The organism is Burkholderia plantarii, assembly GCF_001411805.1.
Lineage (GTDB): Bacteria > Pseudomonadota > Gammaproteobacteria > Burkholderiales > Burkholderiaceae > Burkholderia > Burkholderia plantarii.
Map to the genome: position 1 here is coordinate 3,541,505 of NZ_CP007213.1, position 16,227 is coordinate 3,557,731.

The 16,227-nt window shown below is 73.0% G+C and carries 11 protein-coding genes; 7 read left to right on the top strand and 4 right to left on the bottom strand.

The features are described 5' to 3' along the window. Nucleotides 1–4: 4 nt before the first annotated feature. Nucleotides 5–1,252, top strand: coding sequence for a cellulose synthase complex periplasmic endoglucanase BcsZ (gene bcsZ, locus bpln_RS31810; protein WP_080937523.1), 1,248 nt, complete (start codon nt 5–7; stop codon nt 1,250–1,252). After that, a complete protein-coding gene (locus bpln_RS31815; protein WP_055141045.1) occupies nt 1,243–6,096 on the top strand; it encodes a cellulose synthase subunit BcsC-related outer membrane protein in 4,854 nt (1,617 codons plus the stop codon). Before bcsZ ends, bpln_RS31815 begins: the two co-directional genes overlap by 10 nt. A 249-nt stretch (nt 6,097–6,345) precedes the next feature. On the opposite strand, the gene bpln_RS31820 is transcribed toward bpln_RS31815, so the two are convergent. Continuing rightward, nucleotides 6,346–7,296, bottom strand: a complete 951-nt coding sequence (locus tag bpln_RS31820) for a LysR family transcriptional regulator (protein WP_055141046.1) — start codon at nt 7,294–7,296, stop codon at nt 6,346–6,348. Between the two features lie 228 nt (nt 7,297–7,524). Here bpln_RS31820 and bpln_RS31825 point away from each other — a divergent pair, with 228 nt between their 5' ends. The 3 genes from bpln_RS31825 (at nt 7,525) to bpln_RS31835 (ending at nt 10,803) form a co-directional block, all read left to right on the top strand. Then, nucleotides 7,525–8,721, top strand: coding sequence for an L-dopachrome tautomerase-related protein (locus bpln_RS31825; protein WP_063891380.1), 1,197 nt, complete (start codon nt 7,525–7,527; stop codon nt 8,719–8,721). 282 nt (nt 8,722–9,003) lie between these two features. Next, entirely contained in the window at nt 9,004–10,044 is a 1,041-nt protein-coding gene (locus bpln_RS31830; protein ID WP_055141047.1) for an aldo/keto reductase, read from the top strand. A 207-nt stretch (nt 10,045–10,251) separates the two neighbouring features. Then, nucleotides 10,252–10,803 carry an ureidoglycolate lyase gene (locus tag bpln_RS31835; RefSeq protein ID WP_055141048.1) on the top strand — a complete coding sequence of 184 codons (552 nt, stop codon included), beginning with the start codon at nt 10,252–10,254 and terminating at the stop codon, nt 10,801–10,803. Between the two features lie 115 nt (nt 10,804–10,918). Here bpln_RS31835 and bpln_RS31840 read toward each other — a convergent pair whose 3' ends face one another. After that, on the bottom strand, nt 10,919–11,371 hold the full coding sequence (locus bpln_RS31840; RefSeq protein WP_042629062.1) for a hypothetical protein: 453 nt from the start codon (nt 11,369–11,371) through the stop codon (nt 10,919–10,921). 68 nt (nt 11,372–11,439) lie between these two features. Continuing rightward, the gene (locus bpln_RS31845; protein WP_055141049.1) at nt 11,440–12,459 is read right to left on the bottom strand and encodes an aldo/keto reductase; all 1,020 of its coding nucleotides are present in this window, start codon (nt 12,457–12,459) and stop codon (nt 11,440–11,442) included. A gap of 459 nt (nt 12,460–12,918) precedes the next feature. Here bpln_RS31845 and bpln_RS31850 point away from each other — a divergent pair, with 459 nt between their 5' ends. Then, on the top strand, nt 12,919–13,836 hold the full coding sequence (locus tag bpln_RS31850; RefSeq protein WP_052498526.1) for a LysR family transcriptional regulator: 918 nt from the start codon (nt 12,919–12,921) through the stop codon (nt 13,834–13,836). 96 nt (nt 13,837–13,932) lie between these two features. Here bpln_RS31850 and bpln_RS31855 read toward each other — a convergent pair whose 3' ends face one another. Continuing rightward, complete coding sequence (locus bpln_RS31855) at nt 13,933–14,907, bottom strand: LysR family transcriptional regulator (RefSeq protein WP_055141050.1); 975 nt, start codon at nt 14,905–14,907, stop codon at nt 13,933–13,935. A gap of 99 nt (nt 14,908–15,006) precedes the next feature. Here bpln_RS31855 and bpln_RS31860 point away from each other — a divergent pair, with 99 nt between their 5' ends. Beyond that, the gene (locus bpln_RS31860) at nt 15,007–16,215 is read left to right on the top strand and encodes an MFS transporter (RefSeq protein ID WP_055141051.1); all 1,209 of its coding nucleotides are present in this window, start codon (nt 15,007–15,009) and stop codon (nt 16,213–16,215) included. The last annotated feature ends 12 nt before the right edge of the window (nt 16,216–16,227 follow it).

Here is a 16,227-nt window from a genome sequence, read left to right on the forward strand (position 1 = left end):
CGCGATGCGTTCCCTTCGTTCCCTCTTCCGGCGCGGCGCCGGCCGCCCGGCTCCCGCGCGGCGCCCGCTCGCCGCGCTGGCCGCCGGCGTGGCCGGCCTCGGCGCCTGCCTCGGCCTCGCCGCCGGCCGCGCCGACGCCGCCACGGCGGCTCCGGCCCCGTCCCAACCGCAACCGGCCGCCGCACGCTGCGGCGACTGGAGCGCCTACCGCACCTTCATCGCGCGCACCGTGCAGGCCGACGGCCGCGTGTTCGACGCGTCCACCGCGGCCCAGCAGTCGACCTCGGAAGGCCAGTCGTATGGCCTGTTCTTCGCGCTGGTGGCCAACGATCGCGACAACTTCGAGCGCATCCTCGGCTGGACCCGCGAGAACCTGGCCGGCGGCCACTTCAGCGCGCGCGATCTGCGCCTGCCCGCCTGGCTGTGGGGCCGCAAGGGCGACGTGTGGGGCGTGCTCGACCCGAACTCGGCGTCCGACTCGGACCTCTGGATCGCCTACGACCTGCTCGAGGCCGGGCGCCTCTGGCACGTGCCCGACTACACCGCGCTCGGCACCGCGCTCGCCGCGCAGGTCGCGCGCCGCGAGGTGGTCGATCTCGCCGGGCTCGGCCCGATGCTGCTGCCCGGCCCGCAGGGTTTCGTGAACGGCGACGTCACGCGCCTGAACCCGAGCTACCTGCCGCTGCCGGTGCTGCGCGGGCTCGCCACCCAGCTCGACGGCGGCCCGTGGAGCGCGCTCGCGAGGAACGGCCTGAAGCTGGTGGCCGGCGCCTCGCCGCGCGGCTTCGCGCCCGACTGGGCGGCGTGGCGCGCGGGCCAGGTGGTGGTCGATCCGCAGACCGGCGACCTCGGCAGCTACGACGCGATCCGCGTCTACCTGTGGGCCGGCCTCGCGAATCCGGCCGACCCGCTCGCCAAGCCGTGGCTCGACGCCGTGCGCGGGATGGCCGCGCGCGTCGCGCAGACCGGCGTGCCGCCCGAGAAGGTCGCGGTCGCCAGCGGCACCGGCAGCGGCGAAGGCCCGCTCAGCTACTGGGGCGCGCTCGCGCCGTACTTCGCCGCGCTCGGCGACACGCGCGGCCTCGCGCTGGCGCGCTCGCGCCTGACCGCGCTGGACGGCGAGGTGCCGGGCCAGGCGCCCGTCTACTACGACCGCGTGCTCGGCCTGTTCGGCTCGGGCGCCGTGGAAGGCCGCTACCGCTTCGATCCGAGCGGCCGGCTGGTGCCGGCCTGGAGCCGCGCATGCCGATGAAGCGCGTTCCGCCCGCCCGGCGCGCGCCGTCGCGCGCCCCCGCCCTGCTGCTGGCGCTCGCGCTGGCCGCCGGCGCCTTCTCTCACGCGCCGCGCGCGGCGGCCGCCGATCCAGCGCTGCAGGCGCTGATCGACCAGGGCCGCTACTGGCAGGCGCACGGCCGCGGCGATCTGGCCGAGCAGGCCTGGAAGAAGGTGCTCGGGATCGACGCGAGGCAGCCCGACGCGCTGCTCGGCATGGGCATGGTGATGGCCGACCGCAAGGACGGCGCGCAGGCCGAGTCCTATCTCGAACGGCTGCGCCAGATCGCGCCGAACACGCCCGGCATCGACGAGCTGGGGCGGCGCCTCGGCCAGTCCACGCCGCGCGACCAGACCGTCAACGACGCGCGCCGCCTCGCGCAGTCGGGGCAGAGCGCCTCGGCCGTGCAGCAGTACCAGAAGGCGATGAACGGCGCGCCCGCCACGCCCGAGCTGCGGCTCGAGTATTACCAGGCGCTCTCGGCCACGCCGAACGGCTGGGACGAGGCGCGCAAGGGGCTCGAGGCGCTCGCGCGCGAGAACACCGATGACCCGCGCTACGCGCTCGCCTACGCGCAGCACCTGACCTATCGCGACGTCACGCGCCGCGACGGCATCGCGCGGCTGCAGCAGCTGGCCGGCGACGCCAAGGTCGGCCAGCAGGCGCGCCAGAGCTGGCGCCAGGCGCTGCTGTGGCTGGCCGCGCGGCCGTCCGACCAGCCGATGTTCGACGCCTACCTGAAGCTCGCGCCGAACGATCCGGCCGTGAAGGCGCGCTACGACAGCATGGTCACGCAGGAGAAGGCCGCCAGCGAGCGCAGCGCGCAGGACCTGGCCAACGACGCGCGCGGGCGCGCCGTGGCCGAGGGCTTCGCCGCGCTCGACCGCAACGACCTAGCCACCGCGCGCGCGCGCTTCACCGCGATCCTCGGCAGCGCGCCGAACGACGGCGACGCGCTCGGCGGGCTCGGCATCGTCGAGCTGAAGCAGGAACATTTCCGCGAGGCCCGCGACGATCTCGAACGCGCCTCGCGCACCGGCGACCCGGCGCGCTGGCGCGACGCGCTCAAGAGCGCGACCTACTGGACCTACACGAGCGAGGCGCTCGGCGCGCAGAGCAACGGCGACCCCGCGAAGGCGAAGTCGCTGTTCGAGCGCGCGATCGCGCTCGACCCGTCGGAAGTCAGCGGCGAGCTGATGCTCGGCGAACTGCTGCTCGGCAACCACGACCCGCGCGGCGCCGAGCAGGCCTACCGGATGGCGCTGCGCCGCCAGGCCGACAACCCCGACGCGATCCGCGGCCTGGTCGGCGCGCTCGCGGCGCAGGGGCGCGGCGACGAGGCGCTGCAGTTCGCCAACCAGCTCACCGCCGAGCAGCAGGCGCGCGCGGGCGGCCTCGACAGGCTGCGCGGCACGGCGCTCGCCGCGCAGGCCCGCGCGGCCGAGGCGCAGGGCGACCTGGGCCGCGCGCGCAGCCTGTTCGAGGAAGCGCTGGTCGGCGACGCCGACGATCCGTGGCTGCGGCTCGACCTCGCGCGCATCTACGTGCGTCAGGGCGCGGTGACGTCGGCGCGCAGCATGATGGACGGCCTGCTCGCCGCGCATCCCGACATGGTCGATGCGCAGTACGCGGGCGCGCTGCTCGCCGAGCAGACCCACGACTACGGCAACGGCCTGCGCCTGCTCGAACGGGTGCCGGCCGACAAGCGCACCGCCGCGATGGGCGAGTTGCAGCACCGGCTCTGGCTCGGCCAGCAGGCCGAGCTCGCGATGCAGATGATCAGGCACGGCCAGACCGGCCAGGCGATGGCGATGCTGCGCGCGGCCGAGCCGGTCGCGCAGGGCAACCCGGCGATGCTGGGCCAGCTCGCGGGCGCCTATCTGGCCGCCGGCGACGCGGGCCGCGCGATGGGGCTGGTGCAGGGCGCGATGGCGTCCGCGCCGGCCGACGTCGGGCTGCGCCTGCAGTACGCGAACCTGCTGTTCGCGAGCCATCAGGACGCGCTGCTCGGCGAGGAAATGCAGCGCCTGCACGCCACCCGGCTGAGCGCCGAGCAGCATGCCGAGCTCGACCGCATCGATCTCGCGATCGTGGTGCGCCGCGCCGACCTGGTCCGCACCAGCGGCGATCTGGCGAGCGCCTACGCGGTGATCGCGCCGTGGCTCGCCGCGATGCCCGACAACCCCGACCTGCAGGCCGCGCTCGGCCGGCTCTACACCTCGGCCGGCGACCCCGCCAACGCGCTGACCTGCTACAAGGTCGCGCTGGCGCGCCGCGCCGACGATCACGGCCTGCAACTGGCCACGCTCTACGCGGCCTCGGGCGCCAAGCAGTGGCGCTATGCCGAGCAGGTCGCGAAGCTCGCGCTGGCCGGCGCGCCCGACGATCCCGGCACGCTGGCCGCGGTGGGCCGCATGTATCGCGCCGAGGGCAACCTGACGCTGGCCGCGCGCTACCTGAAGCAGTCGCTGGTGGCGGGCTCGACGCCGCCCGCCGGGCGCACCGTCGCCGGCCCCGTCGCGCAGGTGCCGCGCGGCTGGGAGGCGCTGAGCCGCCCGCTCGGCGCGAACCCGCTGCCCGGCACCAATCCGTTCGAGGGCCGCACCGCCGTCGACGCCACCGACGATCCGGGTTCGGCCGGCGCGACCGCCGCCGCCAATGCCTACGCACCCGCCGTTCCCTCGTCGTTCACTCCTTCGTCATCCGTACCGATCGTGCCCGCCTATCTGCCCGCCGCGCACCCCGCGCCCTACGTCGCGCCTTACCAGGCTCCAGCCGGCGTCTCCCCGGGCAACCGGGTGCCGGCCGCGTCCGTCGGCGCCGCCGGTCCGGTGGACAGCACCGGCTACGGGCCGGACAGCGCCGCCGGCGGCGAATCGGGCGGCCCGGCCGCGCGGCCGCTGCAGCCTTATTCGCAGTACGCGCCCGGCGCGCCGGCGCAGCCCTACGCGCAAGGCTATCCGCAGCAGGGGTATCCGCAGCAGGGCTATCCGCAGCAGGGGTATGCGCAGCAGGGCTACCCGCAGCAGGCTTATCAGCAGCCGGCCTATCAGCAGCCGGCTTACGCGCCGCAGGGCTACCCGCAGCAGCAGGGCTACCCGCAGCAGGGTTACGCCCCGCAGGGCTATCCGCCGCCCGGCTACGCGCAGCAGCCCTACGCGGCGGCGCCGTGGCCGATGTCGCCGGCCGCGCAGGCGGCCCAGCAGGATGCCTACCGCCAACCCGCCGCGAAGCGCGCCACCACGCGCAAGCCGGCCCGGACGAATCGCGCCGCGCAGCAGCCGGCCTACCCGCAGCAGCCGGCTTACGCGCAGGGCTACCCGCAGCAGGGCTATCCGCAGCAGGGCTATGCGCCGTACCCGCAGCAGGGCTACGCGCCGCCGTACCAGCAGGGCGGCTATCCGCAGCAGCAGGGCTATGCGCAAAACGGCTACGCGCCGCAGCCGTACCCGGCGTACAACCCGCAGCCGCCGTATCCGCAGCAGGCCCAGGGGCCGGACTACATTCCGCCGCCGCCCGCCGGCTATGCGCAGCCCTACGCACCGGCCGCGGTCGCCGCGGCGGGCGTGGCCGGCGCGCCGCCGCAGCCGTCGGCGAACCCGCAGACGGTGGGCGTGGCCGACGAACTCGCCGCGATCAACCGCGAGCAGTCGAGCTCGGTGTCGGCCGGCCTGGTGTTCCGCAACCGCGCGGGCGAGGACGGGCTCTCGACGCTCAACGACATCGAGGCGCCGATCGAAGGCCGCATCAAGGCCGGCAACGGCCACCTCGTGATCACCGCCACCCCGGTCACGCTCGATTCGGGCACCGGCGTCGACGACATCCCGACCCACGCGCGGTTCGGCTCGGGCCTTTCGCAGACCGCCTCGCCCGCCGGCGGCTACGGCTCGCAGACGGCCATGGGGGTGGGCGTGTCGCTCGGCTACGAGACCAAGTCGATCAAGGCCGACGTGGGCTCGACGCCCGTGGGCTTCCGCTACCAGACCGCGGTGGGCGGCCTCGAATACAACGGCGGCTTCAACGACAAGGTGTCGTACTCGCTCGCGGTCACGCGCCGAGCCGTGACCGACAGCCTGCTGTCCTACGCCGGCGCGCGCGACGCGGCCACCGGCGAGGAATGGGGCGGCGTGACCAAGTCGGGCGGGCGCGCCGCGCTCGGCTGGGACGACGGCACCAACGGCCTCTACGTGAACGGCGAGCTGATGTACTACGCCGGCCATCACGTCGCGAACAACATCGGCGGCAAGGCGGGCGGCGGCTTCTACACGCGCCTCTACAAGGACGCGCAGCAGACGCTGACGGCCGGCGTGAACGCCACCTGGATGAGCTTCGACAAGAACCAGTCGTACTTCACCTACGGCCAGGGCGGCTACTTCAGCCCGCAGCAGTACGTGATCCTGAACATTCCGCTCGAATACGCGGGCCGCAGCGGGCCGTTCACCTACGACCTCAAGGGCTCGGCCGGCCTGCAGCACTATCGCCAGAACGCGGCGCGCTACTTCCCGCTCGACCCGGGCCTGGACGGCAGCGCGGCCGCCAACCGCGACACCGCGATCGCCGCCAATTCGACGCTGGTGCTCGATTCGAACGCCACCTACCCGGGGCAGAGCAAGACCAGCTTCTCGTACTCGCTGTACGCGAGCGGCGAGTACCAGCTCGCGCCGCAGGTGGCGGTGGGCGCGATGGCCTCGTTCGGCAACGCGTACCAGTACCGCGAGTGGCTCGCGGCCGTCTACCTGCGCTACAGCTTCACGCCGCAGTCGGGTACGCCGCTGTTCCCGCCGCGCAAGTTCAGCTCGCCGTATCTGGCCGATTCGGATTGACGAGGGCGCGGGCGGCCGCGTGATCTGCACGGCGGGCGCGACGCGGCGGGGCTGACGCAGGCACCGGCCGCGTGCTCGCCACGGATCGGCGGCCGGGCCGGCGCCCGGTCGGTCGCCTGTCGAAACCTCGCACGATCGGGCCGGCTTTCCCGCTTCGCGTGCCCGCCACGATCGAGCCGCTCGTCGGCCCGCTCCCGCTCCCGCTCCCGTTCCCGCTCCCGTTCCCGCATTCCCGCCATCCCCTCCCGCTCACGCCGGCCCGCGCCGTGCCGGTTCCTCGTAGCCGACATGCCGCCACATCCGCCCGGCCATCGGCGCGATCCGTTCGCCGAGCGCCGCGTGCAGGTAGCGCACCGCCGGCGAGAACTGCCGCCGGTGCGGACAGATCAGGTTCAGCGGCGCGCTCTCGCCGGGCTGCGCCGGCAGCAGCACCTCCAGGCGCCCGCTCGTCACGTCGTCGTGGACGTCGAGCCACGACTTGTAGGCGATGCCGTGCCCGTCCACGGCCCAGCGGCGCGCGACGTCGGCATCGTTGCAGAGCAGCGCGCCGTCCACCGGCACGAGCCGGCGCGCGTCGCCGGCCGGAAACACCCAGCGGTCGTACACGCGGCCCCCCATCACGTAGAGCAGGCACTGGTGCGACGCGAGTGCGTCGAGCGTGCGCGGCCGGCCGTTGCGCGCCAGATAGGCCGGCGCGGCCACCAGCACGCGCCGGTTGTGCGGCGCCAGCGGCAGCGCGACGTAGCTGGCGTTGTCGGCCAGCCCGTAGCGGATCGCCACGTCCACCGGGTCGCGGAACACGTCGGCCACCTCGTCGGACAGCGACAGCTTCAGCACCAGCCCGGGATGCGCGTCGCGAAACGCGGTCAGCCAGCCCGGCAGCGCGTTGCGCCCGAGATCGGACGGCGCCGAGATCCGCAGCGTGCCCTGCAGGTCCTGCCGCTCGCCGTGCAGCCGGTCGCGGCCCGCGCTGAGCGCGGCCAGCACCTCGTGCGCATAGGGCAGGTACTGCTCGCCCTCGGCCGTCAGCTTGAGGCTGCGCGTCGAGCGCGCGAACAGGCGGATGTCGAGTTCGCGTTCGAGCCGCTGGATCGCCGCGCTGACCTGCCCCGGCAGCAGGCCCGCCTCGCGCGCCGCGTTCGAGAAACTGCCGAGCGCGGCCGTCCGCACAAAAAGGCCAAGGTCGTCGATCCGGATCATTTTCATCGCCACAGTGAAAGTGCTGCCCGATTTTCCCTGTTTTCGACAAGGATTGCGCGACGGACAATCGGTCCGGCGTTCATGACAGGCGCGCCGGTTGCGCACTGGTTACGCACTGATCGCACCCACAACCGATTTCGATCGACAAGGAGAATCACCGTGTTTCACTCGCATTCGACGACGGCGGGACAGGGCGCCGGGCGCACCGCCCGGCACGGCCTGCGGGCCTTGACACTGGCCGGCGCGCTGGCGGCCGGCCTGCTCGCGGCGCCGGCCGCCGGCATCGCGGCCACGGCGGCGGCCGTTGCCTCCACCGCCTCCGGCGCGTCCACCGAGCCGGCGCTGGCCGTCGAGCGCCGCTTCGGCACGCTCGAGACCGTGGCCACCTTCGACGGCGCGATGCCCACCGGCGTGACCGTCAGCGAAACCGGCCGGATCTTCGTCAACTTCCCGCGCTGGGGCGACGACGTGCCGTTCACGGTCGGCGAGCTGCGCGACGGCCGCGTCGTGCCGTATCCCGACGCCGAGGTCAATCGCGCCGACGCGCATCGCCCGGCCGAACGCTTCCTCAGCGTGCAGAGCGTGGTGGCCGACGGGCGCGGGCGCCTCTGGGTGCTCGACACCGCCGCGCCGAACTTCTCGAACCCGCTCGCGGGCGGCGCCAAGCTGGTGGCGATCGACCTGCGGACCAACCGGATCGTGAAGACCATCGTGTTTCCCGCCGCCGTGATGCGCGAGCGGACCTACGTGAACGACATGCGCTTCGATTTCCGCGTCGGCCGCGCCGGCGTGGCCTACGTGACGGATTCGTCGCTGTCGGGCGTGGGCGGCATCATCGTGGTCGATCTCGACAGCGGCAGCGCGATCCGCCGGCTCACCGGCGACGCCTCGACCTCGGCCGATCCGGCGTTCTCGCCCGTGTTCGACGGCGAGACGCTGATGGCGCGCGACGCGAGCGGCCACGCCACGCCGCTCACGATCGCCTCCGACGGCATCGCGCTCTCGCCCGACGGCAAGACGCTCTACTACTGCCCGCTGTCGAGCCGGCGCCTCTACGCGGTGCCGACCGCGCTGCTGCGCGACCCCGCCGTCAGCGAGGCGGAACTGTCGAAGGCGGTGCGCGACCTCGGCGAGAAAGGCGCCTCCGACGGGCTGGCCGCCGACGCGAACGGCACGGTCTACGCCGGCGACTACGAACACGATTCGATCCGCAAGCTCGCGCCGGGCGGCCAGTGGACCACCATCGTCCACGATCCGCGCGTGCTGTGGCCCGACACGCTGTCGGTGGGCGGCGACGGCTACCTGTACTTCACCGCGAACCAGCTCGCGCGGCAGGCCGGCTTCCACGGCGGCCAGGACCTGCGCCGCAAGCCCTACGTGCTGTTCCGCACACCGGTCGGCGCGGGGCCGGCGCCCACCCACTGAGGCCCGGGCGGCGCGAGGGCGCGGCAGGCACGCGGGCACGAGGTCTTCCCTCGCCCGATCACGGGGGGACGCCGCGGCGTCCCCCTGTTCACGCCGGCCGCGCCGCCGACGCCGAGCGAATCAGGCAAGAGTTGGAGAGAAACGGGCTAACGGGCCATCCGGCCGGCGGCGCACCATGCGTGCATCGAACCCGTGCGAACGCGTCGTTTCGCGCGGGCGCCGCCCACCCCGGCCGGCACGCCGCCGCATCGGCGCGCCGGCCCGAACCCCGGAGCACTCAGCATGAAATACAACCGTCTCGGCACCTCGGGCCTGTTCGTGTCGGAACTCAGCCTCGGCGCGATGACGTTCGGCGTCAACGAGAGTTACCCCACGCTCGGCGGCCTCGACCAGCCGCAGGCCACCGAACTCGTCGCGCGCGCGCTCGATGCCGGCGTCAACCTGTTCGACACCGCCGACATCTACGCGCTCGGCCAGTCCGAGCGCCTGCTCGGCGAGGCGCTGCGCGGCCTCGGCGTGCCGCGCGAACGCTATCTGATCGCCTCGAAGGCGTTCGGCCCGATGGGCGCGGGGCCGAACGAGGCCGGCGCCTCGCGCGCGCACGTCCACGACGCGGTGCGGCAGAGCCTGCGCCGGCTCGGCGTCGATCACATCGACCTCTACCAGATCCACGGCTTCGATCCGGCCACGCCGGTCGAGGAAACGCTGCGCGCGCTCGACGACCTGGTGCGCCAGGGCCACGTGCGCTACGTCGGCGTGTCGAACTGGGCCGCCTGGCAGATCGCGAAGGCGCTCGGCGTCTCGGCGCGGCTCGGCCTCGCGCGCTTCGATTCGCTGCAGGCCTATTACTCGGTGGCCGGGCGCGATCTCGAACGCGAACTCGTGCCGCTGCTCGAAAGCGAGGGCGTGGGGCTGCTGGTGTGGAGCCCGCTCGCGGGCGGCCTGCTGAGCGGCAAGCAGCCGCGCGGCGGCGAGGCGCCGGCCGGCAGCCGCCGTTCGACGCTGTCGATTCCGCCCGTGGACGAGGCACGCGCCCACGACGCGATCGACGTGATGCGCGGCATCGCCGAGGCGCACGGCGCCTCGGTCGCGCAGATCGCGCTCGCGTGGCTGCTGCACCAGAAGGCCGTGTCGAGCGTGATCGTCGGCGCGAAACGGATGGACCAGCTCGACGACAACCTCGGCGCCGTGGACGTGGCGCTCGACGCCGGCGAGCTCGACGCGATCGACGCGGTGAGCCGGCTGCCGACCGAATATCCAGGCTGGATGTTCGATCTGTGGAGCGAGCGGCGGCGCCAGCAGCTGGCGGGTTCGAAGCGTTGAGTTGAGTTGAGTTGAGTTGAGTTGGGTTGAGTTGAGTTGGGTTGGGTTGGGTTGGGTCGAGCGCCGGGTTGATCACCCCAGGCCGGACGGCGTCACGGCGATCCAGCCGAGCCGGGCCGCGCGAGGTAAAGTACCCGTCGCGGCCGGCACTCCCACGTGGGCGCCGGCCGCCATTCGTCACTCCTGCCCAACCCCGCGAACCCCACCATGACATCGTCCGCCCCGCCCACGCGCACCGTCGCGATCGAACCGCTCGACGCGGCCCGCTTCGAACCCTACGGCTGGAAGCTCGGCAAGCCGGTGCAGGCCGGCGGCGCGACGCCGGCCTTCGTCAGCCCCGCCTCCGATTTCTGGCGCGAGCATCTGTTCGAGACCGGCGCGGGCGGCGAGCCCGAGGTGCTGTGGGTGGTCTACCGCAATCGCGAGCGGCGCGTGAGCTCGCTCGAACTGCATCGCGTGACGCAGCAGGCGATCGTGCCGCTGACCGGCCCGGTCGTGCATCTGGTGGCGCGCAGCGACGCGAGCGGCGCGCCCGACCTCGCCACGCTGCGCGCGTTCGCGCTGCCGGTGGGCGAAGGCATCTGCATGCGGCCCGGCATCTGGCACGCGACGCGCGTGAGCGAGCGCGAGGCCACCTGCCTGATGCTGACGCGCGCCTCGACCACGCTCGATCTCGTCGCGCATCTGACGCAAGGCGCGCCGGCCGTGGAGAGCGAGCTTCGGGGGATCGAGGCGGTGTGGGTCGGCGAGCCGGCGTGACGGCACGCGAGGCACGCGCCCAGGCCATCCGCGGCCGCCACGCGCGAGCAAGCGACGCAATACGACCCGCGTGCGCCAGCTGCATCACGGCGTCCGGCGCGCCGCCGCGCCGCCCTCAACGCCCCTTGTTCTCCCGCTCGCCGAGCCCGATCGCCTTGTAGTCATAAGTCGGATAGAACTCGGTGCGATACGCGCCCCATGCGGTGTCCTCCAGCACGCGATTCACCTCGCGCACGCGCGAGGCCGGCAGGCGCAGCGTCACCACCTGGCCGATGCCCATCATCACGTACCAGCTCACCACCTCGACGCCGGGCGGCGGAAACGCCTTGTAGAAGCCCTGCTTCGCCAGCTGCGCGTTCAGCTCGCTCAACGGCCGCGACTGGTCGTGCTTGAGGAACACCGTCAGCAGCACCGCGTTGTCGGGCGTCGCGCTTGCACTGCCGACGGACGGCGTGCCCGCGCCCTGCGCGTGAGCCATGCCCGGCACCGACACTGCGGCTGCCGCGACCACCACCGTGCTCACGGCGAAGCGCCCGATGCGGCGGCGAAAACCTGCGATTGACACCATGTCTCGCTCCCTGGAAAAAGCGGGCCGCGCGGCATGCACGGCCCGTTGCGTTCGAACGCCGGGCGAGATTACACCCGATCCTTGTCATGGAACTGCTGCATCCATTGCGGATACGGCACGCGCGACGCCGACACGCGATCGAGCCGCTCGCGATGCGCCGCCGCGAGGCGCAGTTCGCCCGCGCCGAGGTTCGCCTCGAGTTGCGCCTCCGAGCTGGCGCCGACGATCACGCTACTCACGTAATCGCGCGCGAGCAGCCAGGCCAGCGCGACCTGTGCCGGCGTGGCGCCGAGTTCGTCGGCCACGGCACGCAGTTCGTGGACGACCGGATCGACGAGCGCCGGATCGACCGGCGGAAAGTTCAGCGTCGCGCGTCGTCCCTGCGCCGGGCTGCCGTTCAGCGCCGTGTACTTGCCCGTCAGGTAGCCGCCCGATAGCGGGCTCCACACCATCAGCGCGACGCGATGCTCCCGCGCGACCGGCACGATCTCGTGCTCGACGTCGCGCATGGCGAGCGAATAGTGGACCTGGTTGCTCGTCACCGGCACCCAGTGCGCGCGCGAGGTGATCGCGCGGGCGCGTTCGAGTTCGGCCGCGCTGAAGTTGCAGACGCCCACGTGCCGGACCTTGCCCTGCGTGACGAGATCGTCGAGCGCGCGCAGCGTCTCGTCGAGCGGCGTGAGCACGTCGCGATCGTGCAGCTGCAGCAGGTCGATGTGATCGCGGCCGAGCCGCGCGAGGCTGGTCTCGACGCTGCGCAGGATGTGCGAGCGGCCGAGCCCGACCTGGTTCGGTCCCGGCCCGGTGCGCAGGCGCACCTTGGTCGCCACCAGCATGCGGCTCTCGTCGAGCCCGAGATCGGCCAGCACCTGGCCGACCACCTGCTCGGAGCGGCCTTGTGAATACGCGTCGGCGGTGTCGATCAGGTTCACGCCGCGCTCGGCGGCGAGGCCGACCAGCCGCCCGGCCTGCTGCCGGTCCAGCCCCGCGATCGACGCCCAGATCCCCTCGCCCGCGCCGAACGTCATCGCGCCCAGCGTGAGGCGCGACACGCGCAGCCCGGAACGTCCGAAAACCGTGTAATCCATCCCTGCTCTCCTGATTCGTCGTTGATCCGAACCGAACGATAAGCAAGGCGGCATCGCTCGCCTAGACCGCAGAATCCGAATACTTTTTTCGGTTGGAGCGAATAGCATGCGCAGCCGCAGGCGGCCGCCTGTCGGTTCCGGGCGCGCTCGCCCAAGCTGGAATGGCCCAGGGGCATGCCCATCGGAACCGGACAATCGACATGGACGACCAAACCGCCGACGTGCCGCCCGCCTGCGAGCGACTCGCGACGCCCGATTCGCTACACGAGCCCGACATTCGCCACGGCACGTTTTCACGGCCCGCTCCCGGCGGCGGATCCGGGCCGCCGACGGCCGCCGCGCACGTGGCCGCCGTCGCGGCGCTCGCGCTCGACGCGCGGGTGCCCGAGCGACTGCGCATCCACTTCGAAACCGCCCGTACAATCCCGTTTATTTTTCGCCCGAACCGAATTCCGCCCGATGAGAGTCGACCAACTGGCCGCGATGCGCCTCTATGTCCGGATCGTCGAGACCGGCTCGTTCGGCAAGGCCGCGCGCGCGCTCGGCATGTCGGCCTCGAACGCGACCGAGCGCATCGCGCGGCTCGAGGCGACGCTCGGCGTGCGCCTGCTCGCGCGCACCACGCGCGCGCTGGCGCCGACCGAGGCCGGCGCGCGCTACTTCGAGGTGTGCCGCCGCGTGATCGACGAGCTCGACGAGGTGGAGGCGTCGCTGTCGGGCTCGCGCGACGCGCTGGCGGGCCGCGTGCGCGTCGACGCGAACGTGTCGATCGCGCGCGCGATCCTGGTGCCGCGCCTGCCGCCATGGTTCGAGCAGTATCCGGGCATCCGCCTCGAACTGAGGATGAGCGACCAGCGCGGCGACTTCGTGCGCGACGGCATCGATTTCGCGATCCGCATCGGCGGCCTGGAGGATCAGGATCTGGTCCACCGGCCGCTCGGCCGGCCGCGCCGCGTGACGGTGGCCTCGCCCGCCTACCTGGCGCGCATGGGCCGCCCCGCCACGCCCGACGACCTGGCGAAACACCGCCTGATCGACTTCCTGCTGCCGCGCCCCGGCGAGTCGCTCGAATGGGAGTTCGACGCCGACGGGCAGCCGGCCGAACACGCGCTGCCGTCGGTGGCCGGCGTCGCCGACGCCGACGCGCGGCTGCAACTCGCGGTGGCCGGCGCCGGCATCGTGCAGAGCCTCGACTTCATCGCGGCGCCCGAACTGCGCGCCGGACGCCTCGAACGGCTGCTGACGCGCTGGGAAACGCCGGCGCCCGAGATCGCGATCCTCTATCCGCGCGACCGCCATATGCCGGCGCGCACGCTCGCGACGATGGATGCGTTTGCCGCGTGGATTCGTGCTTCGCTTGAGGAGTCCGAACGATAGGCGGCCGGGAAGCGCGGGACGCGGCGCACCGCATCACGGCTTCGCCCGGCGGCATACGGCAAGCGCCGGTCTCGACGCAAAAACCAGCCGATTCGCCTACCGGCTCACCCGACGGCCGGACCGCTTCGTCGCCGTGCCCGCAGCCGGGCTATCGACCCGCTCCCGCTCAACCGCCTTCACGAGTTCGACGAAGCGCGCGACGCAACCGGACGCACAGGGTTCGCGCCACGTCACCGTCTGTTCGATCACATGCGGCGCCGCGAGCGGCACGTAGGCGACGCCGGGGCGCCGCAGCGCGGCGGCGAAGCTCGGCACGATCGCGATGCCGCGCCCGGCGGCCACCAGCGACACCAGCGTGGTGATCTGCGAGGCGGTGGGAACACCGCGCGGCGTGAAGCCGGCGCGCTCGGCCAGCGTATCGAGCGCCGCGTTCAGCGCGGAGCCGTATTCCGCCACGAACGTGACGAAGGTTTCATCCGCCAGCGTCTCGAACGCGAGCGCGTCCTGGCGAGCATGCGTGCCGTGCGCCGGCACCGCGGCCACCAGCGGCTCGCGCGACACCACCCGCGAACGAATCGGCTCGTCGGCCGGATCAGCCAGCCAGCCCCGCCCCGTCGCCATGGCCCACCCAAAAGCGAAGTCCAGCGTCCCGTCCGCAATCTGCTGCCGTTGATGCGTGGTCGGCACCTCGCGAAACACCAGTTCGATCTCGGGCATCGCGTCGCCGGCGTCGCGCACCAGGTTCGAGAACGCATCCGACATCGGAATCGAACTCGCGTAGCCGATCACGATGCGCCCGATCATGCCCTGCGCGAGCTTGCGCGCGGCGGCCTCGGCCTCGCTCGCCGCCTCGACCACGGCGCGCGCGCGCTCGAGGAACAGCGCGCCCTCGCGCGTGAGCTGTACCGCGCGCGTCGAGCGTTCGAACAGGCGAATCCCGAGCTCGCTTTCGAGCGCCGCGATATGGCGCGTGAGCGGCGGCTGCGCGATGCGCAGGCGCAGCGCCGCGCGGCCGAAATGCAGCTCGTCGGCGACGGTGACGAAGTAACGGAGTCGGCGCAGGTCGAGCATTGTTGTGGTTCCGGTATCAACGGCGACGAAAACGGTATTGGCGCGCGCCGCGCGCCGTCATCAGACTGTCGGCTGGACCTGACGAGACGTTCCGTTTCCATGAGCGACAAGCGCGACAAGACGACGATTCGCGCCGCGTTTTTCCTGTGCGGCTTCGCGGCCTTCCTGAATCTCTATTCGACGCAGGGCATCCTGCGCGAGCTGGCGGCGGCCTTCGCCGTGAGCGCCGAACGGGCCGGCCAGGGCGTGAGCGCGACCACGCTGGCCGTCGCCATTATCGCTCCGTTCGCCGGCACGCTGAGCGCGCGCTTCGCGCGCCGCCGCGTGATCGCCTGGGCCGCGATCGCGGTCGCGCTGCCGGCGCTCGGCTGCGCGCACGCGGGCGGCTTCGGCGCGTTCCTGGCCGCGCGCTTCGCGGCCGGCGCGCTGGTGCCGTTCATCTTCGCGATCTCGATCGCCTACCTCGGCGAGCTGTTCAGCGCCGCCACGGCCACCGAGATCGGCGCGCTGTTCGTGGCCGGCACCACGCTCGGCGGCTTCGCCGGCCGCTTCGTCACGAATTCGCTGACCGGGCTGCTGGGCTGGCGCCACGCGCTCGACGTGGTCGCGCCGCTGTGCCTCGCCGCCGGCCTCGCGATCCACGCCTGGCTGCCCGCCGCCACGCCGCCGCGCGCGCCCGGCGCCGCCGCGTCGCGCCCATGGCGGCACGTCACGCGGCCCCCGCTGCTCGCGTCGTTCGCGCTCGGCGCCTGCGTGCTGGCCTCGCAGGTCGCCACCTTCACGTTCGTCGGGCTGCGCCTCGCCGGCTCGCCGTTCCGCTTCACGACCCTCGGGATCGGCGCGATCTACGCGGTGTTCCTGGTGGCGGTGGTGGTCACGCCGCTCGCGGGACGCATGGCGGGCCGCCGCGGGCCGCGCGAACTCGCGCTCGGCGCCGCCGGGCTCGCCGTCATCGGCGCGCTGCTGACGCTGTCAGACCAGATCGTCGTGATCCTGATCGGGCTCGCGCTCGGCTCCACCGCCGTGTTCGTCGAGCAGGCCTGCGCCAACGCGTTCATCTCGCAGGCCGCGCCGGCCGCCCGCTCCACCGCGATCGGCCTCTACCTGTCGTGCTACTACCTCGGCGGCAGCCTCGGCTCGCTGCTGCCGATACCGGGCTGGCACCGCTGGGGCTGGGCCGGCTGCGTCGCGTTCGTGGTCGCGACGCAGCTGCTCGTGGCCGCGCTGGCGGCGCGGTTCTGGCGCGTGCCGCGAACCGCTGATGCCGGCGCGCCGGCGGCCATCGCGCCTGCCGGCAAGGCGCGATGAACGCGACGCGCC